The organism is Pseudomonas arsenicoxydans (assembly GCF_900103875.1).
Lineage (GTDB): Bacteria > Pseudomonadota > Gammaproteobacteria > Pseudomonadales > Pseudomonadaceae > Aquipseudomonas > Aquipseudomonas arsenicoxydans.
Window position 1 is genome coordinate 1717431 of the sequence record NZ_LT629705.1, and the last position, 22570, is coordinate 1740000.

At 58.6% G+C, this 22570-nt stretch carries 23 protein-coding genes (1 of these 23 running past the window's edge); 13 read left to right on the top strand and 10 right to left on the bottom strand.

The annotated features are described in order from the left end of the window. Positions 1-60 precede the first annotated feature (60 nt). The 4 genes from BLQ41_RS07760 (at position 61) to trpE (ending at position 4344) form a co-directional block, all read left to right on the top strand. On the top strand, positions 61-1209 hold the full coding sequence (locus BLQ41_RS07760; protein WP_090179147.1) for an iron-containing alcohol dehydrogenase: 1149 nt from the start codon (positions 61-63) through the stop codon (positions 1207-1209). A 92-nt stretch (positions 1210-1301) separates the two neighbouring features. Further along, complete coding sequence (gene rpe / locus BLQ41_RS07765; RefSeq protein WP_008035979.1) at positions 1302-1976, top strand: ribulose-phosphate 3-epimerase; 675 nt, start codon at positions 1302-1304, stop codon at positions 1974-1976. Continuing rightward, positions 1973-2791: a phosphoglycolate phosphatase gene (locus BLQ41_RS07770; protein ID WP_090179149.1), complete on the top strand. Its 819-nt coding sequence runs from the start codon at positions 1973-1975 to the stop codon at positions 2789-2791. Before rpe ends, BLQ41_RS07770 begins: the two co-directional genes overlap by 4 nt. A gap of 71 nt (positions 2792-2862) precedes the next feature. Then, positions 2863-4344, top strand: a complete 1482-nt coding sequence (gene trpE / locus BLQ41_RS07775) for an anthranilate synthase component I (RefSeq protein ID WP_090179152.1) — start codon at positions 2863-2865, stop codon at positions 4342-4344. A gap of 70 nt (positions 4345-4414) precedes the next feature. Here the strand turns inward: trpE and estP are convergent, their stop codons facing one another. Next, on the bottom strand, positions 4415-6325 hold the full coding sequence (gene estP / locus BLQ41_RS07780) for an esterase EstP (protein WP_090179155.1): 1911 nt from the start codon (positions 6323-6325) through the stop codon (positions 4415-4417). A 407-nt stretch (positions 6326-6732) separates the two neighbouring features. Between estP and BLQ41_RS07785 the strand changes: the two genes are divergently transcribed. The 4 genes from BLQ41_RS07785 to BLQ41_RS07800 all read left to right on the top strand — a co-directional run bounded on the left by BLQ41_RS07785 (position 6733) and on the right by BLQ41_RS07800 (position 10018). Next, positions 6733-7326, top strand: a complete 594-nt coding sequence (locus tag BLQ41_RS07785; RefSeq protein WP_090179158.1) for an aminodeoxychorismate/anthranilate synthase component II — start codon at positions 6733-6735, stop codon at positions 7324-7326. 9 nt (positions 7327-7335) lie between these two features. Further along, entirely contained in the window at positions 7336-8385 is a 1050-nt protein-coding gene (trpD, locus tag BLQ41_RS07790; RefSeq protein ID WP_090179161.1) for an anthranilate phosphoribosyltransferase, read from the top strand. Next, entirely contained in the window at positions 8382-9218 is an 837-nt protein-coding gene (trpC, locus tag BLQ41_RS07795) for an indole-3-glycerol phosphate synthase TrpC (protein ID WP_090179164.1), read from the top strand. The genes trpD and trpC overlap by 4 nt, the downstream gene beginning before the upstream one ends. Before the next feature lie 98 nt (positions 9219-9316). Then, the gene (locus tag BLQ41_RS07800) at positions 9317-10018 is read left to right on the top strand and encodes a lipoate--protein ligase family protein (protein ID WP_090179167.1); all 702 of its coding nucleotides are present in this window, start codon (positions 9317-9319) and stop codon (positions 10016-10018) included. A gap of 9 nt (positions 10019-10027) precedes the next feature. Here the strand turns inward: BLQ41_RS07800 and crp are convergent, their stop codons facing one another. After that, positions 10028-10672 (bottom strand): cAMP-activated global transcriptional regulator CRP, encoded by a 645-nt coding sequence (gene crp, locus BLQ41_RS07805; RefSeq protein ID WP_090179169.1) that lies wholly within the window; start codon positions 10670-10672, stop codon positions 10028-10030. A gap of 233 nt (positions 10673-10905) precedes the next feature. On the opposite strand from crp, the gene BLQ41_RS07810 reads away from it, so the two are divergent. Next, the gene (locus BLQ41_RS07810; RefSeq protein WP_007941657.1) at positions 10906-11328 is read left to right on the top strand and encodes an OsmC family protein; all 423 of its coding nucleotides are present in this window, start codon (positions 10906-10908) and stop codon (positions 11326-11328) included. A 239-nt stretch (positions 11329-11567) separates the two neighbouring features. Further along, complete coding sequence (gene speD / locus BLQ41_RS07815) at positions 11568-12362, top strand: adenosylmethionine decarboxylase (protein ID WP_090179172.1); 795 nt, start codon at positions 11568-11570, stop codon at positions 12360-12362. Positions 12363-12431: 69 nt separating this feature from the next. Here speD and coq7 read toward each other — a convergent pair whose 3' ends face one another. The 6 genes from coq7 to hemJ all read right to left on the bottom strand — a co-directional run bounded on the left by coq7 (position 12432) and on the right by hemJ (position 16971). Next, positions 12432-13079, bottom strand: coding sequence for a 2-polyprenyl-3-methyl-6-methoxy-1,4-benzoquinone monooxygenase (coq7, locus tag BLQ41_RS07820; protein ID WP_090179176.1), 648 nt, complete (start codon positions 13077-13079; stop codon positions 12432-12434). A 135-nt stretch (positions 13080-13214) separates the two neighbouring features. Further along, entirely contained in the window at positions 13215-13553 is a 339-nt protein-coding gene (locus BLQ41_RS07825; RefSeq protein WP_090179179.1) for a histidine triad nucleotide-binding protein, read from the bottom strand. Between the two features lie 73 nt (positions 13554-13626). Then, on the bottom strand, positions 13627-14415 hold the full coding sequence (locus BLQ41_RS07830; RefSeq protein ID WP_090179182.1) for an SDR family NAD(P)-dependent oxidoreductase: 789 nt from the start codon (positions 14413-14415) through the stop codon (positions 13627-13629). 62 nt (positions 14416-14477) lie between these two features. Continuing rightward, a complete protein-coding gene (locus BLQ41_RS07835; protein WP_090179185.1) occupies positions 14478-15455 on the bottom strand; it encodes a DUF805 domain-containing protein in 978 nt (325 codons plus the stop codon). 92 nt (positions 15456-15547) lie between these two features. Next, positions 15548-16516, bottom strand: a complete 969-nt coding sequence (locus tag BLQ41_RS07840; protein WP_090179188.1) for an NAD(P)H-dependent flavin oxidoreductase — start codon at positions 16514-16516, stop codon at positions 15548-15550. A 26-nt stretch (positions 16517-16542) separates the two neighbouring features. Next, the gene (gene hemJ / locus BLQ41_RS07845; RefSeq protein ID WP_090179192.1) at positions 16543-16971 is read right to left on the bottom strand and encodes a protoporphyrinogen oxidase HemJ; all 429 of its coding nucleotides are present in this window, start codon (positions 16969-16971) and stop codon (positions 16543-16545) included. A 135-nt stretch (positions 16972-17106) separates the two neighbouring features. Between hemJ and argC the strand changes: the two genes are divergently transcribed. Together argC and erpA are read left to right on the top strand one after the other, a co-directional pair. Next, positions 17107-18141, top strand: coding sequence for an N-acetyl-gamma-glutamyl-phosphate reductase (gene argC / locus BLQ41_RS07850; protein ID WP_090179196.1), 1035 nt, complete (start codon positions 17107-17109; stop codon positions 18139-18141). Positions 18142-18309: 168 nt separating this feature from the next. Then, the gene (erpA, locus tag BLQ41_RS07855) at positions 18310-18660 is read left to right on the top strand and encodes an iron-sulfur cluster insertion protein ErpA (protein ID WP_007947969.1); all 351 of its coding nucleotides are present in this window, start codon (positions 18310-18312) and stop codon (positions 18658-18660) included. A 67-nt stretch (positions 18661-18727) separates the two neighbouring features. Here the strand turns inward: erpA and BLQ41_RS07860 are convergent, their stop codons facing one another. Continuing rightward, positions 18728-19819: an anhydro-N-acetylmuramic acid kinase gene (locus BLQ41_RS07860; protein WP_090179201.1), complete on the bottom strand. Its 1092-nt coding sequence runs from the start codon at positions 19817-19819 to the stop codon at positions 18728-18730. 3 nt (positions 19820-19822) lie between these two features. Then, complete coding sequence (locus BLQ41_RS07865; protein WP_090179203.1) at positions 19823-21253, bottom strand: peptidoglycan DD-metalloendopeptidase family protein; 1431 nt, start codon at positions 21251-21253, stop codon at positions 19823-19825. 212 nt (positions 21254-21465) lie between these two features. On the opposite strand from BLQ41_RS07865, the gene tyrS reads away from it, so the two are divergent. Beyond that, positions 21466-22570: the 5' portion of a tyrosine--tRNA ligase gene (tyrS, locus tag BLQ41_RS07870; RefSeq protein WP_090179206.1), read on the top strand. The gene runs 95 nt beyond the window's last position; the window shows 1105 of its 1200 coding nt (coding positions 1-1105); it begins with the start codon at positions 21466-21468; its stop codon lies off the right edge, out of view.

A 22570-nucleotide genomic window follows, 5' to 3' on the forward strand; every position in this document is an offset into this window, starting at 1 on the left:
CAAACCCCAATCCCCAGCTACTCTTGTGCCCAGCTCCCCTATTCATAAGAGGCTGCGCGCATGAGTCTTTCCTCTTTCAAAATCGCTCACAAACTGATCACCGGCGCTGGCGCCATCGAGCAACTGGCCGCTGAACTCAACCGCCTGGACATCGACAACCCGCTGATCGTCACCGACGCCGCCCTGGTCAAATCCGGTACGGTCGAGCTGGCGCTGGCGCAACTGGGCGATCGAACCTACGAAATCTTCGATCGTGTGTTGCCGGACCCGGAAATCGCCATCGTCGAAGACTGCATGCGGGTTTACCGCGAAGGCGGGCACGACGGGCTGATTGGCCTGGGCGGCGGCAGCGCTATCGACATTGCCAAAAGTGTCGCGGCCTACGCCGGTTACCACGGCGCGCTGGAGGATTTGTTCGGCGTCGATCAGGTGCCGCGCAAAGGCCCACCGCTGATCGCCATCCCGACCACGGCCGGTACCGGATCGGAAGTGACCAACGTTGCCATCCTCTCCGACAAGGTCGCGCAGCTGAAAAAAGGCATCGTCAGCGACTATCTATTACCGGATGTCGCGCTGGTCAGTCCGCAAATGACCCTGACTTGCCCGCGCAGTGTCACCGCCGCCAGTGGCGTCGATGCGCTGGTGCATGCCATCGAATCGTACCTGTCACTCAACGCTTCGCCGATTACCGACGCGCTGGCCATCGGCGCCATCAAGCTGATCGCCAAGGCGCTGCCCAAGGCGTACGCCAACCCGTCCAACCTGCAAGCCCGCGAAGACATGGCCACCGCCAGCCTGATGGCCGGCATGGCGTTCGGCAATGCCGGTGTTGGCGCGGTGCATGCGTTGGCGTATCCGCTGGGCGGGCGGTTCAACATCGCCCACGGCGTGAGCAATGCCTTGCTCCTGCCGTACGTCATGACCTGGAACAAGATGGCCTGCGTCGAGCGCATGCAGGATATTGCCGAGGCCATGGGTGTGAAGACCGCTCATCTGAGCGCCACTGACGCGGCCGACAAAGCCGTGGAGGCGATGACCGAACTGTGCGCCGCAGTGGAAATCCCGCCGGGCCTTCGCAGCTTCGGCGTTCCCGAGGATGCAATCCCGGCGATGGCCGTGGAAGCCGCGGGGATTGAGCGCTTGATGCGCAACAATCCACGCAAATTAAGCGCGATTGATATCGAGAAGATCTACCGCGCGGCCTACTAGGGCCTGGCCCAATCATCGCGGTCACGGTGCGCGGGCCAAAGCATGAGGTATACAATGCGCGCCATCGTGATTCTGTTCAAAAAAGGTGCGTCATGCAGCCCTTCGTCATTGCTCCATCGATCCTCTCCGCCGACTTCGCCCGCCTGGGTGAAGAAGTGGACAACGTCCTGGCCGCTGGCGCCGACTTCGTGCACTTCGATGTCATGGACAACCACTACGTGCCGAACCTGACCATCGGCCCGATGGTTTGCGCTGCGCTGCGCAAGTACGGCGTGACCGCGCCCATCGATGCACACTTGATGGTCAGCCCTGTGGACCGCATCGTCGGCGACTTCATCGAAGCCGGCGCGACCTACATCACCTTTCACCCGGAAGCCACGCAGCACGTCGACCGTTCCCTGCAGTTGATCCGCGAAGGCGGTTGCAAGTCGGGCCTGGTATTCAACCCGGCGACGCCGCTGGACGTGCTCAAGTACGTGATGGACAAGGTCGACATGATCTTGCTGATGAGCGTCAACCCGGGCTTCGGCGGGCAGAAGTTCATTCCCGGCACCCTCGACAAGCTGCGTGAAGCACGCGCGCTGATCGATGCGTCCGGCCGTGATATTCGCCTGGAAATCGACGGCGGCGTCAACGTGAACAACATTCGTGAAATCGCAGCGGCGGGCGCGGACACCTTCGTCGCCGGCTCGGCGATCTTCAATGCACCGAATTACCAAGAGGTGATTGAAAAGATGCGTTCCGAACTGGCGTTGGCTCGTCCATGAGTGGCTTTGAGCAGCTGTTCCCGGGGCGTCTGCCGCGACTGGTGATGTTCGATCTGGATGGCACGCTGATCGATTCGGTCCCCGACCTCGCGGCGGCTGTGGATAACATGTTGCTCAAACTGGGGCGTGAGCCGGCCGGCATCGAATCGGTGCGTGAGTGGGTCGGCAACGGCGCGCCGGTGCTGGTTCGCCGTGCGCTGGCCGGTGGAATCGACCATTCGACCGTCGATGACGGTGAGGCCGAGGGCGCGCTGGAGATTTTCATGGAAGCCTACAGCCAGAGCCATGATCTGACCGTGGTGTACCCCGGCGTGCGCGACACCCTGAAGTGGCTGAACAAGCAGGGCGTGGAAATGGCGCTGATCACCAACAAGCCGGAGCGTTTCGTCGCGCCGCTGCTGGATCAGATGAAAATCGGCCGCTACTTCAAATGGATCATCGGCGGCGATACCTTGCCGCAGAAGAAACCCGACCCGGCTGCGCTGTTCTTTGTGATGAAAATGGCCAACATCCCGGCCTCGCAATCATTGTTTGTCGGCGACTCGCGCAGCGACGTGCAGGCGGCGAAAGCAGCGGGGGTCAAGTGCGTGGCCCTCAGTTATGGCTACAACCATGGCCGGCCGATTGCCGAAGAATCGCCAGCGCTGGTGATCGACGATCTGCGCAAACTAATTCCCGGTTGCCTGGATCCAGCCGCTGAGATAACGTTGCCCGACGTTGCTCAATCCCCTTCTGGAAACGCCATCGTGGTGGTCACTCGCAAACTCTGGATGAAAGTCATGAAGGCCCTGGCCCGCTGGCGTTGGCGCGCCTGACTCGATTCTGGCCGGCTCGCCGGCGCGTTTGCATACCTGACTGTTAGCACCTCAAGCCACGAGGCTACCCCATGATCCGCGAAGAATTCCTGCGTTTGGCCGCTGCCGGCTATAACCGTATCCCGATGGCCTGCGAAACCCTGGCCGACTTCGACACGCCACTGTCGATCTACCTGAAACTGGCCGACGAGCCCAACTCTTACTTGCTGGAATCGGTACAGGGCGGGGAGAAGTGGGGCCGTTATTCGATCATCGGCCTGCCATGCCGCTCCGTGTTGCGGGTTCACGATCATCACGTGAGCGTGACCCACGATGGCGTCGAGATCGAAAGCCATGATGTCGAAGACCCACTGGCATTCGTCGAAACATTCAAGGCCCGCTATAACGTGCCGACCATTCCGGGCCTGCCACGCTTCAACGGCGGGTTGGTGGGTTACTTCGGTTATGACTGCGTGCGTTATGTGGAGAAGCGTCTTGGCAAATGCCCGAACCCCGATCCACTGGGCGTGCCGGACATTCTGCTGATGGTGTCCGACGCGGTGGTGGTGTTCGACAACCTCGCCGGCAAGATGCACGCCATCGTTCTGGCCGACCCGTCGCAGGCCGAGGCTTTCGAGCAAGGTCAGGCGCGTCTGGAAGCGCTGCTGGAAAAACTCCGTCAACCTATCACGCCGCGCCGTGGCCTGGATTTCAGCAAGCAACAATCGGCTGATCCGGTGTTTCGCTCCAGCTTCACCCAGGACGATTACGAAAAAGCCGTCGACACCATCAAGGAATACATCCTGGCCGGTGACTGCATGCAGGTCGTCCCGTCCCAGCGCATGTCGATCGACTTCAAGGCTGCGCCGATTGATCTGTACCGGGCGCTGCGTTGCTTCAACCCGACCCCGTATATGTACTTCTTCAACTTCGGCGACTTCCATGTCGTCGGCAGTTCGCCGGAAGTGCTGGTGCGGGTCGAAGACAACTTGATTACCGTACGCCCGATTGCCGGCACCCGCCCACGCGGGGCCAACGAAGAGGCCGACCTGGCGCTGGAAAAAGACCTGCTGTCGGACGACAAGGAAATCGCCGAGCACTTGATGCTGATCGACCTGGGTCGTAACGATACCGGTCGGGTGTCGGAAATCGGGTCGGTGAAACTTACCGAAAAGATGGTCATCGAGCGTTATTCCAACGTGATGCACATCGTGTCCAATGTCACCGGGCAATTGAAGGCCGGGCTGACGGCGATGGACGCACTGCGGGCCATTCTGCCGGCGGGCACTTTGTCGGGCGCACCGAAGATTCGCGCGATGGAAATCATCGACGAACTGGAACCGGTCAAGCGCGGCGTCTACGGCGGTGCGGTTGGTTATTTCGCGTGGAACGGCAACATGGACACTGCGATTGCGATTCGTACCGCGGTGATCAAGGACGGCGAACTGCACGTTCAGGCCGGTGGCGGCATCGTCGCCGACTCGGTGCCGGCGCTGGAGTGGGAAGAAACCTTGAACAAGCGCCGCGCGATGTTCCGCGCTGTTGCCTTGGCCGAACAGACTCCGGACGCTTGAGCCGCAGACTTCATCAGCAATAAAAAACGCGGCGCCTGTGAGGGCGCCGCGTTTTTTTGTTGCCTGCGATCTAGAAGTCCAACGCAACTCCGACATTAATGCCTTGCTGGGTGAAGTCATCATCCTTGCGAATGTCGTAGCTGGCGCGCAATGCCAGGTCCTTGGTGAGGTTATGGCTCACGCCCAGGTTCAAGCGGTTCAGGTTGGACTGCGGGGTGTAGCCGGCCAGGGTGTAGTGGTTGTTTGGCAGGCTGTTGAGGTTCATGGTTACGTTCTGGGTGTCGTCGTTGTACTCGCGCTCGTGGGCCAGTTCGCCAAACACTTGGGTTTGCGTGGTGATCTGGTATTTGCCCTGGATCCCGAGGCCAAGACGACGGGAAATGCGTGACTGGTCGTCATATGTCAGCGCGGTGGAGTCGGCGCCGTTTTCCGAGTAACCGTTCACTTCAACTTTCGCGAAGTCCGCGCTCACGAATGGCGACAAGTGCCATGGGCTGCTCGCTTCTGGCGCGATGTCATAGCCCAGGCGGCCGCTGATGGCGACCAGGTAACCGTCGGTGTCGCCTTTCTCCCCGCGTTCGTTGACCCCCAACTGGAATTTGCGTTTGAGACTGTCGTAGTCCAGATGCCCTGCCGTCAGCGCCGCGTCACCCCAAATGCGATTCTGTTGGTATTGAGCGAAAGCGGTGCCCATGTAGGTGTTGAGTTTGTAATCCGAATCGTTATCGCCCGCTTCGAGCTTTTGGTTATAGAAGCCCGCCGCCAAGCCAACGCGCCATGCGTCATTGAGCCGATAGCTGCCACCGATGTTCAAATTGGCGCCATTGCCGTCAGCACTCGCACCACTGCGCTGGCTGTCGAAATCCTGGTGTTGGCCGCCGGCGGCGACAATCGCCCGCCATTGACCCACGCCTTGCCAGTTTTCCCAATCGGCCAGCCACTGGTTGCGCAACTCATCCTGATGAGAACGCAAAGTCCCTTGGGCCATTTGTGGCAAAAGGGATGCTTCCCAAGGTGCGGACAGCAGCGAGTAAGCGTAATCGGCAATCAGGCGTTGCCCGGCTTCGGTCGGGTGCACCGAGTCGTTGTAGATCAGTTTGGTCGGATCCGGAGTGGCACTGTTGATGCCGTAGCGGGCGTTTTCGGTGCAACTGTTGCCGCTGAAGCAGGTGGCGCTCAGGTTCTGGTCGGTGGCCAGGCCGAACTGGCCAGGGTTGGCAAACGTCTCTTTGAGCAGTACCGGAATGTTCAGCGGGATGATGTTGGCGTTAATGCCCTGCAGTTGGCTGACCAGTTCAGTATTGAACTGGGAGCTGAGCTGGGACGTGAAGGCTTGCAAGGGTGTGCCGTTGAAAGCCGGGGTAAAACCAATGTCCGGCAGCAACCAGACCATGATGTAGCGCGCCCCGGCCTGTTGCAGGGTCTGCACGCTGCTGGCCAGGCGATCGGCGGCGGCGCTGGCCTGGGGCAGGCTGGTTACGCGGCCCTGCAGGAAGTCATTGCCGCCTCCCGAGAGGTAATACAGCGCATTCGGGTCGGCGCGGAAGTTGTTCGACGGCAGATAACCCGCACGGGTGCGTTCGCCGGTGGCGGAAGTGCTGGTGATCGAGTCGAGAATCTGGTCGGTGCGATAACCGCCGACGGCCCAGTTGTTGCCATCGGGCAGGCCTTCGCCGGCGCGCACCGCCGAGGACGATGACGCCGTCTGGTCCGGCGAGAACCCCAGTTTCCCCCCAAGGACCTGCGTGGCGTTGAGCGAGCGGACTTCGCCGCTGCCATCCAGATAAACCGGCCCCGTACGGTTGGTAAAGCGCTCCGTCGCCCCGGCAGGCCCGCCGGTATCGGCAAACGTGCCGGCGTCATTGAGGCTGTCGCCGAAGACGATGAAATTGGTGTACGGATTGGGTGAGGCGTTCGCCTGGGCGCAGGCCATCGCGAGCAGGCATCCTGCGAGAGGTACAAACAACGTCTGTTTGATCATGAGCAAGTCCGTTTATTTTATTGTTGTAGTAAACGAAACGACAGTACCAAAAACTTCCGGCGTTTTGCCATCTGTCGCGAACCCTTCGATTGTTTCGCGAGCTGTCACCCCCGCCATATTGCACGCTCTGCCCAGCTAAGTTACTGTGCCGAGACGTATGAATGAGACCTTCCCCGTGTTGATCATCAGCAAACTCCTGGATCAAGTCATCAAGGCACATGCCCGCTGGCGTTGGCGCGCCTGAATCTTTTCTGCCGGCCTGGCCGGACCTGTACCGCTTTGCCTTCTTCACCCGTTAGACATACCGCTTTGCTGGCGCATCCTGCGACAGACAAAGTGCAGGACGCTGCGGGTAATCGTTCGAAGGCTGTCTTAAAAGTCAGTGAATTCAAGAGGTTCTGAACGCCATGTTGCTGATGATCGATAACTACGACTCTTTTACCTACAACGTTGTGCAGTACCTTGGTGAGCTCGGCTCCCAAGTCAAAGTTGTGCGCAACGATGAACTCACCATTGCCGAAATCGAAGCCCTCAACCCTGAGCGCATCGTCGTATCCCCCGGTCCTTGCACCCCGACCGAAGCCGGCATCTCAATCGAAGCGATCAAGCATTTCGCCGGCAAGCTGCCGATTCTGGGCGTCTGCCTCGGCCATCAATCCATTGGCCAGGCGTTTGGCGGTGATGTGGTCCGCGCCCGTCAAGTCATGCACGGTAAGACTAGCCCGGTATTCCATGAGGACAAGGGCGTATTCGAAGGCCTGAATCGTCCGCTGACGGTAACGCGCTATCACTCGCTGATCGTCAAGCGTGAAACCTTGCCCGATTGCCTGGAGCTGACCGCTTGGACCCAGCTCGAAGACGGCTCGATCGACGAGATCATGGGGCTGCGCCACAAGACATTGAACATCGAGGGTGTGCAGTTCCACCCTGAGTCTATCCTCACTGAACAGGGCCACGAGCTGTTCGCCAACTTCCTCAAACAAACCGGCGGCACGCGCTAAGGACTTTCCATGAATATCAAGACAGCCCTGAGCCGTATCGTCGATCACCTCGACCTCAGCACCGATGAGATGCGCGATGTGATGCGCGAAATCATGACCGGGCAATGCACGGATGCGCAGATCGGCGCGTTCATGATGGCCATGCGCATGAAGAGCGAGAGCATCGACGAAATCGTCGGCGCCGTGTCGGTCATGCGCGAACTGGCAGACAAGGTCGAACTCAAGACCCTCGACGGTGTAGTCGATGTCGTCGGCACCGGCGGCGATGGTGCGAACATCTTCAACGTGTCGACGGCTTCCTCTTTCGTGGTGGCGGCTGCCGGTTGCACCGTGGCCAAGCACGGTAACCGTGCTGTATCAGGCAAAAGCGGTAGCGCTGACTTGCTGGAAGCGGCCGGTATCTACCTCAACTTGAGCCCGGTCCAGGTGGCGCGCTGCATCGACAACGTCGGCATTGGCTTCATGTTCGCCCAGACCCATCACAGTGCCATGAAGCACGCTGCCGGTCCGCGCAAGGATCTTGGCCTGCGTACCCTGTTCAACATGCTCGGCCCGCTTACGAATCCGGCCGGTGTGAAACATCAGGTGGTGGGCGTGTTCAGCCAGGCGCTGTGCCGGCCATTGGCCGAAGTCTTGCAGCGCTTGGGCAGCAAGCACGTGCTGGTGGTGCACTCGAAGGATGGCCTGGACGAGTTCAGTCTGGCGGCACCGACGTATGTGGCAGAACTGAAGAATGACCAGATCACCGAATATTGGGTCGAGCCTGAAGACCTGGGCATGAAGAGCCAGAGCTTGCACGGTCTGGCGGTGGAAAGCCCGGCGGCCTCTCTTGAGCTGATCCGCGATGCCCTGGGCAAACGCAAGACCGAATTTGGCCAGAAAGCTGCCGAGATGATCGTGCTCAATGCCGGTGCCGCACTGTATGCCGCCGACCTGGCGACCAGTTTGAAAGAAGGCGTTGCCCTGGCGCACGATGCGCTGCACACAGGCCTCGCCCGAGAAAAACTCGAGGAATTGGGTGCATTTACCGCGGTATTCAAAGTGGAGAATGAGGGATGAGTGTACCGACGGTTCTGGAAAACATTCTGGCCCGCAAGGTCCAGGAAGTTGCCGAGCGCAGCGCCCGTGTGAGTCTGGCGGAGCTGGAAAGCCTGGCCAAGGCGGCCGATGCACCCCGTGGTTTTGCCAAGGCATTGATTGCCCAGGCCAAGCTGAAACATCCGGCAGTCATTGCCGAGATCAAAAAAGCATCACCGAGCAAAGGCGTGATTCGCGCGAATTTCGATCCCGCCAGCATTGCTAAAAGTTACGAAAAGGGCGGCGCGACCTGCCTGTCAGTGCTCACCGATATCGATTTTTTCCAGGGCGCCGATGCTTATCTGCAACAGGCCCGGGCGGCGTGCAAACTGCCAGTGATCCGCAAGGACTTCATGATCGATCCGTACCAGATCGTCGAGGCCCGTGCGCTGGGCGCTGACTGCGTGCTGTTGATCGTCTCTGCACTGGACGACGTGAAGATGGCAGAGCTGGCGGCCGTGGCCAAAAGCGTCGGCCTCGATGTGCTGGTGGAAGTGCACGACGGCGACGAGCTGGAGCGGGCCTTGAAAACCCTCAACACGCCGCTGGTCGGCGTGAACAACCGTAACCTGCACACTTTCGAGGTCAATCTGGAAACCACCCTCGATCTGTTGCCGCGCATCCCTCGTGATCGTCTGGTGATTACCGAAAGTGGCATTTTCAACCGGGCCGATGTCGAGCTGATGGAAATCAGCGACGTGTATGCGTTCCTGGTCGGCGAGGCGTTCATGCGTGCCGAAAGCCCGGGTACCGAGTTGCAGCGCCTGTTCTTTCCTGAGCGTGGTACTGCGGTGAGTGGTTCTACGCTCGACTGAAAACATCTTCGCAGGCAAACCCGATTCCCTGTGGGAGCGGGCTTGCACGCGAAGAGGCCATCAAGCCCCCAAAGACTTCTTGTCTTGCGGAGTCGTCCATGCACCAGCCAACCTCTCTGACCGTCGAAGCCGGCCTGCAAGCCGAGCAAGATCTGTTGGCGCATGTCTGCACCGGCGATTCGGACTTCGGCCTGCTGTTCTGGCAGCCCAATGATCGGGCGCTGGTCATGCCGCGTCGCTTGAATCGTCTGCCGGGCTTCGAGGCTGCGTGTGAAGTCTCGGCTGCGGCTGGTTGGCCAGTGTTATTACGCGAAACCGGTGGGGAGCCGGTGCCGCAATCGACATCGACCATCAATATCGCACTGGTCTACGCACCTCCGCGTCGCGAGGGTGACCAGAACCGGATCGAAACCGCTTATCGCCGACTCTGCGATCCGATTTGTCAGTTGCTCGATGAACTGGGCGGGGTTTCGTCGCTGGGTGAAGTGGACGGCGCATTCTGCGATGGCCGTTTCAACGTCAACCTCGACGGTCGCAAGATGGTCGGCACCGCTCAGCGCTGGCGTCAGAGCAAGGGAGGTCAGCGTCCGGTGGGGTTGGTGCACGGCGCTTTGTTGCTCGATAACGAACGGGAGTCGATGGTCGCGGCGGTCAATCGCTTCAATCAGGCGTGCGGTCTGGAGCAGCGGGTTCGTGCCGAAAGCCACATTGCCCTGCATGAGAAGTTTGCCGCGCCTGATGCATTGGAGCGGCTTGATGCGCTGTATCGCCAGTTGCTGGCAGACATGCTTGAGGCATGAGTTCTCGATTTAACGCGTACCGAAGACCACCATGGTCTTGCCTTTGACGTCCACCAGGTTGCGCTCTTCGAGATCCTTGAGCACACGACCGACCATTTCACGTGAGCAGCCGACAATCCGGCCGATTTCCTGACGGGTCACTTTGATCTGCATGCCGTCGGGATGAGTCATCGCGTCCGGTTGCTTGCACAGCTCCAGCAGGCAGCGTGCGACGCGACCGGTCACATCGAAGAACGCCAGGTCGCCGACCTTGCGTGTGGTATTGCGCAAACGTTGTGCGATTTGTCCGCTGAGTACGTAAAGAATGTCCGGGTCTTGCTGGGACAGCTCACGGAATTTCGCGTAGCTGATTTCCGCCACTTCACATTCGATCTTGGCCCGCACCCAGGCGCTGCGCTCCTGTTCAAGTCCCGCTTGTTCAAACAGCCCCAACTCACCAAAAAAGTCCCCGGAGTTCAGGTAGGCGATGATCATCTCGCGGCCGTCATCATCCTCGATCAGGATCGTGACCGAGCCTTTGACGATGAAGAACAGCGTGTCCGAGCGATCACCTGCACAAATGATGTTGCTCTTGGCCGCATAGCGACGGCGCTGGCAATGCATCAACAGCTTGTCGAGGTTCTTGATCTTGGGTGTTGGGGCAATAGCAACCATGGTTGTATCCCGAAAGGCTTCACGGTGTGTTTGGTTTTTTTATGAGTCGTTGACAAGGTTGCTGCAAAGCTGGCTATGCGCCAGCGAATTGGCGCCAGCTTAACAGACACTTCCGGCATTTTTCGAGAAATTACCTACTGCCCGGAAGGTTATGCCCTACAAAGCCAGGGCACTGTCAATCACGGGCCCTGTGCTAAGCTGGCGACCCTTTTTTATACAGTGGAGTCTTGGCGATGAAGGCACGCATCCAATGGGCTGGCGAAGCCATGTTCCTCGGTGAATCCGGTAGCGGTCACGTCGTGGTCATGGACGGTCCGCCCGATGCCGGCGGTCGCAACCTGGGTGTCCGGCCAATGGAAATGCTCCTGCTGGGTGTCGGCGGTTGCAGTAATTTCGACGTGGTCAGCATCCTCAAGAAATCCCGTCAGGCCGTCGAAAGCTGTGAAGCCTTCCTCGAAGCCGAGCGTGCGACCGAAGATCCGAAGGTCTTCACCAAGATTCACATGCACTTTGTGGTCAAGGGGCGCGGGCTCAAGGAGGCTCAGGTCAAACGCGCGATCGAGCTGTCCGCGGAGAAGTATTGCTCGGCATCGATCATGCTCGGCGCGGCCGGCGTCGCCATTACCCACGACTACGAAATCATCGAACTCGGTTGATTCGACATTCAACTATCATAAAAGCAGTGCAGACTCTGGCGATCCCAAGCTGACGTCTGCATAATGCGCCACTTTTTTCAGGGTCGTGGCCCGTCACCCGACAGGCCCCGCACCCGAACAGACAACCAAAATCGCCATCGCGAAGAGGTGTTAACCGTCCTACGCAGCTGCGTTGTTCGCATCTGACGGGCATGCTTGATCACGCGGCCCGGGCCGCAATACATAGAGAGTTTTTAACGGTGAAAAGCAAACTCAAGCTCCACGGGTTCAATAACCTGACAAAGACCTTGAGCTTCAACATCTATGACATCTGCTACGCGGAAACCCCGCAAGACCAACAGGCTTACGTCGAGTACATCAATGAAGAGTACAACGCGAAGCGCCTGACGCAGATCCTCACAGAAGTTGTCGATATCATTGGTGCCAACATCCTGAACATTGCCAGTCAGGACTACGACCCACAGGGCGCCAGCGTCACGATTCTGATCTCGGAAGAGCCGGTGACCCCGACTGAAAGCCAGATCGAAGAGTCTCCGGGCCCGCTGCCCGAAATCATCCTCGCCCACCTCGACAAGAGCCACATCACGGTGCACACCTACCCGGAAATCCATCCGGTCGATGGTATTGCGACCTTCCGTGTGGACATTGACGTGTCGACCTGTGGCGTCATTTCACCGCTTAAAGCGCTCAACTTCCTGATTCACCAGTTCGACTCGGACATCGTGACCGTGGATTATCGCGTGCGCGGTTTCACCCGTGACGTTGAAGGCAAAAAGCACTTCATCGATCACGAGATCAATTCAATTCAGAATTACCTCTCCGAAGACACCCGCGACGCGTACCAGATGACCGACGTGAACGTGTACCAGGAAAACCTGTTCCACACCAAAATGCTGCTGAAGAACTTCGAACTGGATAACTACCTGTTCGGTGACGCGACCAGCGGCCTGTCCTCTGAGCAACGCGCTCAGGTAACCGACCGTGTGAAACACGAAATGCTGGAAATCTTCTACGCGCGCAATATGCCGAGCTAAGATTTTTCGAGCACAAAAAAAAGGCGACTACCTCACGGCAGTCGCCTTTTTTGATGTTCGGAGTACAGATCAGATTCGATAAGTGCTCTTGGTCATCACTTTGGCCAACAAACTCATCCCGAATTTCACCGGTGCCGGAAACCGAAAACCACCTGCATCCAGTGCGCTTTCTGCGTGATGTTCTTCATCAATACGCATCTGCTCAAGAATGGCCCGGGACTTCTCGTCCTCGGCCGGCAGTTGCTCCAGGTGTTCGTTCAGGTGCTTGCACACCTGATGCTCGGTTGCGGCAACGAAACCCAAGCTGACCTTGTCGCTGATCAACCCGGCCACCGCGCCAATCCCGAACGACATGCCATAGAACAGCGGATTGAGAATACTGGTGTGGCTGCCCAACTGGTGGATGCGTTGTTCGCACCAGACCAGGTGATCGATTTCTTCTTCGGCAGCATGTTCCATCGCTGCACGCACGTGCGGCAGCTTGGCGGTCAGGGCCTGCCCCTGGTACAGCGCCTGGGCGCAGACTTCGCCGGTATGGTTGATGCGCATCAGACCGGCCACGTGCCGGGTGTCTTCGTCGCTCATTTGCGCATCCGGCTGCACAATGGCAGGCGACGGACGGTACGGCTGGCCACTGAAGGGTAGCAAGGTACGCATCGCGGCATCGGCTTGCAGCAGAAGACGGTCAATCGGCGAGTAGTGACGTTGGGTAGTCATGCTGACCTCCGGGAAGAATCTCGGCGGCCAGTTTAACCCAATCGGCCGGGGAAGGTTTGCGCTGGGTCATTGTGAAGCAGGTGCGTTGCCAAGAACCCCTGTGGGAGCGGGGTTGCTCCCACAGGATAAATACAATCAGCCCGGCGGCCAGTGCATCTGGCGCTGGCCGAGCACATGCATATGAATGTGATAGACGGTCTGCCCGCCCAGTTCATTGCAGTTCATGACCACGCGGAAACCGTCGTCGCAACCCAGTTCCTTTGCCAGGCGCTGGGCGGTGAACAGAATATGCCCGGCCAACGCCTTGTCGTCCTCGGTGAGGTCGTTAAGGGTGCGCACAGGTTTTTTCGGAATGACCAGAAAATGCACCGGCGCTTGTGGGGCGATGTCGTGGAAGGCCAGTACCTGGTCGTCCTCGTAAATGATCTTGGCCGGGATTTCCCGGTTGATGATCTTGGTGAACAGAGTATCCACAGCTGTTTTCTCCGTTGTTTGGGCTGGCCTGAGTGTACTCATGGGTTATCCCCGAGCCCAGCCCTGCCTTGTGTCAGCGCGGGCAGTAGGCCTTGTTGACCATGCCGGCAATTGTGCGGTTCAACCAGCGAGAGCCGAGCCGCGGCAGAAAGGCGCGCCAGCGGTTGCCTCGACCCGGAATGATAATCGCGCGATCTTTCTCCAGGGCCCGTACGGTATACAACGCGACCTCTTCCGGGCTCATCAGCATTTTACTGTCGGCCAGTTTGCCGGTATCCAGTTGCGCCGTTCGGAAGAACCCGGTGCGAGTTGGGCCGGGGCAGAGCACCGAGACCTTGACCGCACATTTCTTCAGCTCGACGCGCAACCCTTCGGAAAAATGCAGCACATAAGCTTTGCTGGCGTAGTAAGTGCTCATCCACGGGCCGGGTTGGAAGGCTGCCATTGAAGCGACGTTCAGAATCTGCCCGCCGCCCTGCAAGGCCATACTGTTGCCGATGGCATGGCACAAGCGGGTCAGCGCCAGGATGTTCACTTCGATCAGGTCCTGTTCGGTCATCCAGTCCTGGGCCAGAAATGGACCACAAGTGCCAATGCCGGCGCAGTTGACCAGCAAATCGATTTGTCGGTCACCTTCTTCCAGTTCCAGCAGGAACCCCGACAGCCGTAACGGCTCGCCAAGGTCACAAGCGCGAAACAACACTTCCACGCCAAACCGTTGAGTCAGTTCAATTGCAATACTTTCCAGCTGATCACGCTGTCGGGCCACCAGAATCAGGCTGCGGCCGCGCCGGGCCAGCGCTTCGGCCATCGCCAGGCCGATGCCGCTGGAAGCGCCAGTGATCAGAGCGTAACGGGTCATGCAGTTCTCCATCGCAACAGCTCCGCGCCGGCGACGCAGGTGTCACGGGCGGGGAGCGCTGTTCATTCTTTTGCAGAGTCTACAGGGGCCGGGGCTTCTTCGGCTTCATCGTCTGCGGAATCGGGTGCTTGTTCAGCCTCTGCGGCGGGCTCGACTTCAACGTCTTCGGTGATGACCGAGCTGCTGTCATAGCTGGTTTGGGCGGCGTTTTCGTACTCGTTCTGGATGGCGGTGATGCCGCCGGCCAATGCGCCAATCAGAATGAGTGCGATGAATACCACCCAGAGCGAAGACAGGACTTTGACCGCAGTGCTATTGGGCGGAGGCGGCGCGCCATAGCGATTGGCGATGTTAGTGCCGGGCACGACCATGATGACCAGCGGAAAGAAGCTGCCCACGAACGGTACGAGGTTCAACAACCAGAGCCAGCCGGACCAGCCGATATCGCGCAGGCGTTGAACACTGAACTGAACGCTGACGACCGCCAAGACGATGAACAGGATAAAAGCAACCAGGCCTCCAAGAATAAGGCCTGCGGTGGAGTCGGCGCTGATGATGGCAAAGGCGAAAATCGCCAATACAGAGCCGACGGCCAGCGTCACTAGCGTCAGGGCCATCGTCCAGGCGAGATAACGCAAGCGGCCGATGCGACCTTCGATGCTAAAGAGCTTGAGCGTCGCGAAAGCGGGCAGGCTTTCGCCAACGGTGGAGCGAGGCGGGGCGTACGGGGAAGCCGGGTCGGTGAAGACAGGCTGGCTACTCGCGGGAGGGTGTTCATGAGCGTCGGCCAGGTTCAGCTCGATGGACGGCTCGCTTTCGATCCGGGCATCAATGCCGGTTTTATTCAGGGCCTGCAGATAGGTTTGCGCGTCGGCGTGCGACAAGTCCTGTTTGAGCGTAACCGATTTGCCGGTGAACAGCCGTTCGACGGCAGCGACCTCGCTTTTGTACAGCGCGGCCAGATTCAGTTTGGCGGTTGTGACGTCAACACCTGGCAGCAAAGCGCCGTCGAATACGATCTTGAAGCGGTTGTCGCTCATTGCGAGGCATCCTTGTCGCGAATAATTGAGTTTTAAGAGGTTGCTGGTGTTAAGTGTAAGGCCAGCCAGGGCGGGCTGGCCAAGCTTTCATTTCAGCGCGGCCAGCGTTTTGGCAGCTGTGCTGCCAGTTCCAGTGCTTTGCGGTATTCGGCGTCCAGTCGTGCGACCAATTCATCGACACTGGGCAAATCGTCGATTTCGCCGACACCCTGGCCTGCGGACCACACGGTTTTCCAGGCTTTGGCTTCATCGCTCAACGGTTTGAGCTTGGAGCCGAAATCCACTTCACCTTTGGCTTGCAGCGCCTTCATGTCGAAACCGGCAGCTTCCAGGCTTTGGCGCATGAAGCTCGCCGGTACGCCCGACACCGCGGGAGTATGAATGATGTCAGCCGCTCTGGACGTCAGCAGCATTTCTTTGTAGGCGTCAGGGGCATGACTTTCAGTGGTGCCGATAAATCGCGTACCGAAGTAGGCCAAATCCGCACCGAGCAATTGTGCCGCGAGAATTTCGTGGCCGTGGTTGAGGCAGCCGGCCAGCAGCAAGGTCTTGTCGAAGAACTGGCGGATCTCGGCAATCAACGAGAACGGGCTCCAGGTCCCGGCGTGCCCACCGGCGCCGGCGGCCACGGCGATCAAGCCGTCGACACCGGCCTCGGCCGCTTTCTCGGCATGACGACGGGTCGTCACGTCGTGAAACACCAGGCCGCCGTAGCTATGGACGGCATCGACCAGTTCTTTCACGGCACCGAGGCTGGTGATCACGATCGGAACTTTGTGCTCGATGCAGATCGTCAGGTCGGCTTGCAGTCGTGGATTGCTGTTGTGAACGATCAGGTTCACAGCGTAAGGCGCCGGGTTCTCCAGTGTCGCCAAACCTGCTTCGATCTCTTCCAGCCAGGCCTTGAAGCCGCTGCTCTCGCGCTGGTTCAAAGCAGGAAAGCTGCCAACCACGCCATTACGACAGCAGGCAAGGACCAGTTGCGGATTCGAAATCAGGAACATCGGCGCTGCCACCACGGGCAATCGCAAACGTTGTTCGAGCAAAGCGGGCAGCGACATTGGAAGTACCCCGGTAGTTGTGCTTATTAGAATGGTCGAACGACGACCAGAATGACGATAGCCAGCAATATCAGAACCGGTACTTCATTGAACCAGCGATAAAAGACATGGCTGCGGGTGTTCTCGCCACGGGCAAAACGTTTTACCTGTGCGCCGCACATGTGGTGGTAGCCGATCAGGATGACCACCAAGGTCAGTTTGGCGTGAATCCACGCGCCCGAACTGAAGATGCTTGGGTTAAGCCAGATCAACGCAATGCCGAAAATCAGGGTGGCGATCATCGCCGGGCCCATGATGGCGCGGTACAACTTGCGTTCCATGAGGCTGAAGCGTTCTTTGCTGACGCTGTCCTCGCTTTGCGCGTGATAAACAAACAGGCGCGGTAGATAAAACAGGCCGGCAAACCAGCAGACCATGCTGACGATGTGAAGCGCTTTGAGCCACAGATAAAGCATTTTTGGTTATTCCCTAGTTCACGGTAGCCCGGATAGTAGAGGCTTGTTCGGCCGCACGTCACCTAAGCGGTTGTCGCAGGGCCGCGCGGCCCCTATTATCGACGGCTTTCCAGTGGGTTCGTTGAGGGCAGGTTTATGGTCAAGGTCGGTATCGTCGGCGGCACGGGTTACACCGGTGTCGAACTGCTGCGTCTGTTGGCACAGCATCCGCAAGCAGAAGTGGTTGTGATCACTTCCCGATCCGAGGCCGGTCTGGCCGTGGCTGATATGTATCCGAACCTGCGAGGCCATTACGACGGTCTGGCATTCAGTGTTCCGGACATCAAGACGCTGGGCGCTTGCGACGTGGTGTTCTTCGCCACGCCACACGGTGTTGCCCATGCGCTGGCCGGCGAGTTGCTGGCGGCCGGCACCAAGGTCATCGACCTGTCGGCGGATTTCCGTCTGCAAGACTCTGCGGAGTGGGCCAAGTGGTACGGCCAGCCGCACGGTGCGCCGGAGCTGCTGGAAGAAGCCGTCTACGGCCTGCCGGAAGTCAATCGCGAGCAGATCAAGGGCGCTCGCCTGATTGCCGTGCCGGGTTGCTACCCGACCGCGACGCAATTGGGTTTCCTGCCATTGCTCGAAGCCGGCCTGGCTGACACCACTCGGTTGATCGCTGACTGCAAATCCGGCGTGAGCGGTGCAGGTCGTGGTGCTTCGGTTGGTTCGCTGTACTCCGAAACATCGGAAAGCATGAAGGCCTACTCCGTGAAAGGTCATCGTCACTTGCCGGAAATCCGCCAGGGTCTGCGTCGCGCAGCGGGCAAGGACGTGGGTCTGACCTTCGTTCCGCACTTGACGCCAATGATTCGCGGTATTCATTCGACGCTCTACGCTACCGTCGTGGATCGCTCGGTGGATCTGCAGGCGTTGTTTGAGAAGCGCTATGCCAATGAACCGTTCGTCGACGTAATGCCGGCCGGGAGCCACCCGGAAACTCGCAGCGTGCGCGGTGCCAACGTTTGCCGTATTGCTGTGCATCGTCCGCAGGATGGTGATCTGGTGGTAGTGCTGTCGGTGATCGATAACCTGGTCAAAGGTGCGTCGGGTCAGGCGGTGCAGAACCTGAACATCCTGTTTGGCCTGGATGAGCGTCTGGGCCTGTCCCATGCGGGCATGCTGCCGTAGGGTGTTATCTCGCACAGCAAAAAGGCCCGTCTGACGGGCCTTTTTGTATTTCGGGCTGACAAATGTGTTGATTGATATACCGTAACAATAGTTGACCAATTTTCTAGGAGAAGCGGATAATGCGCGTCATCACGCATTATGGCGGCGTAACGCCGGGAGATTATTAGCATGAGCGTCGAATCCTTCACCCCCACGGCTTTGCAATTCACCCACGGTGCCGCGCACAAGGTGAAGAGCCTGGTCGATGAAGAGGGGAATGATCGCTTGAAGCTGCGCGTATTTGTTACGGGCGGTGGTTGTTCAGGTTTTCAATACGGCTTCACCTTCGATGAAGAAGTGGCCGATGACGACACCATCGTCGAGCGCGAAGGTGTGAGCCTGGTGGTCGATCCGATGAGCTTCCAGTACCTGGCGGGTGCCGAGGTGGATTATCAGGAAGGTCTGGAAGGTTCGCGTTTCGTGATCAAGAACCCGAACGCCAGCACTACCTGTGGCTGCGGCTCCTCGTTCTCGATCTGATCGCGCTTCACGGCATCATCAAGCGCCGCATGGCCTCCAGGCTTTGCGGCATTTTGCTGTGTGGCGTTTATGCCGGGTAGATAGCGCCGAGTACCCGCAAGCCTCGGGCGCCAGTGACGCTTGGGCGATTAGCGGCTATGCCTTCCAGGCAGCAGTGGGCCAGCCAGGCAAAAGCCATGGCTTCGACCCAGTCCGGGTCTACCCCGTGCGTTGCGGTGCTGCTGACCTTCGCGTTCGGCAACAGGGTGGCCAAACGCTTCATCAGCGTGGCGTTATGTGCGCCGCCTCCGCAGACCAGCAGTTCCTGAGTGTCCGACTGGGCGTGTTGCAGTGACTCGATGATGGTCAGTGCGGTCAGTTCAAGCAGCGTTGCTTGCACGTCTTCGGCGGCGAAGGTTGGCAGGTTCGAAAGATGCTGCGTCAGCCATGGCAAGTTGAACACTTCGCGACCGGTGCTCTTTGGGCCTTTGGTCACGAAAAATGGATCGCTCAGCAACTCATTCAGCAGAATCGGTTCGACCTTGCCGCTGGCGGCCCATTGACCGTCGCGATCAAAGTTGTCGCCCCGCTGTTGGTGAATCCAGGCGTCCAGCAGGACATTACCCGGGCCGCAGTCGAAACCGGCTACTGGTTTCCCGGGCTCGATCAGGCTGAGGTTGCTGAACCCGCCTACGTTCAATACCGCGCGATTGCCTGCGTGCTCTTCAAACAATGCTTCGTGAAAGGCAGGGACCAATGGCGCGCCTTGTCCGCCAGCCGCAACATCACGGCTGCGGAAGTCGCTGACCACTGTAATACCGGTCAATTCGGTCAGCAGGGCAGGGTTGCCAATCTGCACGGTGAAGCCGCGCGCCGGCTCGTGGCGGATGGTCTGCCCATGACTGCCAATCGCGCGAATCTGTTCAGGCTTAAGGTTCTGCTGGTCGAGGAGAGCGTGAATACCCTGTGCTGCCAGTTTCACCCAGTTCTGTTGGGCAATGGCGGAGCGGGCGATCTCGTCCGGGCCGCTGGCGCACAAGCCAAGCAGCTCGGCGCGCAGGGAATCAGGCATCGGGGTGTAGTGCGTGGCGATCAGATTGATCGCCGGAGTCAGCTCGATCAGCGCAATGTCCAGGCCGTCGAGGCTGGTCCCGGACATCACACCTATATAGAGCGTCATGGCTTAGCGCTTGCTCGAAGCCAGCATGGTGGCTTTCTCTTGGTCCATGCGGGCCATCAGTGGTTGGCTCTGAGCCAGGAAACGCGCGCGTTCGGCTTTGGCGATCGGATCGGCCATCGGCAGCTTCTGGCCCAGCGGGTCTACGTGCACGCCGTTGACCTGGAACTCGTAGTGCAAGTGCGGACCGGTGGAGAGGCCTGTTGTGCCGATGTAGCCAATCACCTGGCCTTGCTTGACGTTGCCGCCAGTCTGCACGCCTTTGGCGAAGCCTTGCATGTGGCCGTACAGCGTGCGGTAGGTGTTGCCGTGCTGGATGATCACGGTATTGCCGTAGCCGCCACGGCGACCGGCCAACAACACTTTGCCGTCGCCTGCCGCCTTGATCGGCGTGCCGCGCGGCGCTGCGTAGTCAACGCCTTTGTGGGCGCGGATTTTGTTCAGGATAGGGTGTTTGCGGCCCATGGAAAATTTCGAGCTGATGCGGGCGAAGTCTACCGGAGTGCGGATGAATGCCTTGCGCATGCTGTTGCCATCAGCGGTGTAGTAGCTGCTGTTGCCTTGTTTGTTGGTGTAACGCACGGCGGTGTACGTCTTGCCGCGGTTGGTGAAGCGTGCAGAGAGGATAGGGCCGTTGCCGACAGCTTTGCCGTTGACGACTTTCTGCTCATAGATCACGTCGAACTCGTCACCCTGGCGAATATCCTGAGCGAAGTCGACGTCGTAGCCAAACACGCTGGCCATGTCCATGGTCAGGCTGTGGGACAGGCCGGCGCGCGCGGCAGACTGCGACAGCGAGCTGTTGATAACGCCATGAACGTAGGCAGAGCGCACGGTAGGCTTGGCGGTAATTCGATTGAAAGTGTAGCCCTTGTCGTTCTTGGTCAGGGTGATGCTTTCGAGGTCGCTGACCTTGCTGTGCAAGTTGGTCAACTGGCCATCGGGGTTGAGTTCGAATTCGAGTTTCTGGCCGTGTTTGAGCTGGCTGAACTGCTTGGCTTGCTTGTCGCTGGCCAGGACTTCATGCACAGAGGCTGCAGGGAGCCCGACTTTTTCAAACAACGTGGAAAGCGTATCGCCTTTGCCTACGATCACTTCCCTGTGGTTTGGCGCCTTCTTTGCTTCGGCGGCGTGTACAGGTGCTGGCGCTGGTGCGGCTTGGGCGGTTTCCTGAGTGTCTTCGGCGCTGTTTTCGATCTGCGCGAAAGGGGAGACTGCTGGCTCATTTGTGGCTTGAACGGCTTCAGCAGCGTCTTGATCTTGTGTCAGTTGTTCAGCAGGGCTTTCCAGTTCAAGACTCAGGGTCGTCTTTTTGGCTTCTACATCACTGGAAGGGAATACCAGAAGCGCCAGGCTCAATAGAGCGGCGATACCACTTGCTGCCAGCAGGTGGGTCTTCGGGTAAAGCGGGGGCGCTTTAGACGATTCTTTGGTCATAAGTAATTTTTGACTTTGAAAAAGATGAATTGGAAAAGATGAATGACATGATGAAGATGAAATAACTGTATAAAATATAACCAAATCATCTCTGAAGCAAGTCCGCGGACGCTCTGTCACCGGATTGGCGTCATTGCGCCGGCCAAACTTTGTATTTGACGCGTGATCTTGTATGGTTGGTTCCCTTTGAATTCGAGCCTTGCGGGTCTGTTATGAAGTCGGTTGAAGAGCAGCTAGCGCTGATTAAACGTGGTGCGGAAGAACTGTTGGTCGAGTCCGAGCTGATCGAAAAGCTCAAGCGTGGCCAGCCGCTGCGTATTAAGGCAGGCTTCGATCCGACTGCGCCGGATTTGCACCTGGGTCATACCGTGCTTATTAATAAGCTGCGCCAGTTCCAGGAGCTGGGGCATCAGGTGATCTTCCTCATAGGTGATTTCACCGGGATGATCGGCGATCCGAGTGGCAAGAGCGCGACGCGTCCTCCGCTGACTCGCGAGCAGGTTCTCGAGAATGCCGAGACCTACAAGACTCAAGTCTTCAAGATTCTTGATCCGGCCAAGACCGAAGTGGCGTTCAACTCCACCTGGATGGATCAGATGGGGCCGGCGGACTTCATTCGTCTGACGTCGCAATACACTGTGGCCCGGATGCTGGAACGCGACGACTTCGACAAGCGCTACACAACCAATCAGCCAATTGCCATTCACGAATTTCTCTATCCGCTGGTTCAGGGCTATGACTCGGTCGCATTGCGCGCGGATGTCGAGCTGGGCGGTACCGATCAGAAGTTCAATCTGCTGATGGGGCGTGAGTTGCAGCGCGGCTATGGTCAGGAAGCTCAATGCATTCTGACCATGCCTTTGCTCGAAGGTCTGGATGGCGTGAAGAAGATGTCCAAGTCCTTGGGCAATTACGTCGGTATCCAGGAAGCGCCAGGTGTCATGTACGGCAAGCTGGTTTCTATTCCAGATGCTTTGATGTGGCGCTACTTCGAGTTGCTCAGCTTCCGGTCCATGGATGAGATCAATGCGTTCCGTGCCGATGTAGAGGCAGGCGCCAATCCGCGCGATATCAAGATCAAGCTGGCTGAAGAGATCGTTGCGCGTTTCCATGGTGAAGAGGCTGCGGCCAATGCGCATCGTGCGGCGGGTAACCGTATGAAGGAAGGTCAGTTGCCGGATGATCTGCCTGAGATCGAATTGACTGCAGCAGAAGACATGCCGATCGCAGCTGTCCTTAATAAGGCAGGCCTGGTCAAGAACTCGGCTGTCGCGCGAGACCTTCTGGGTTCTGGTGGTGTGCGTATAGATGGTGAGG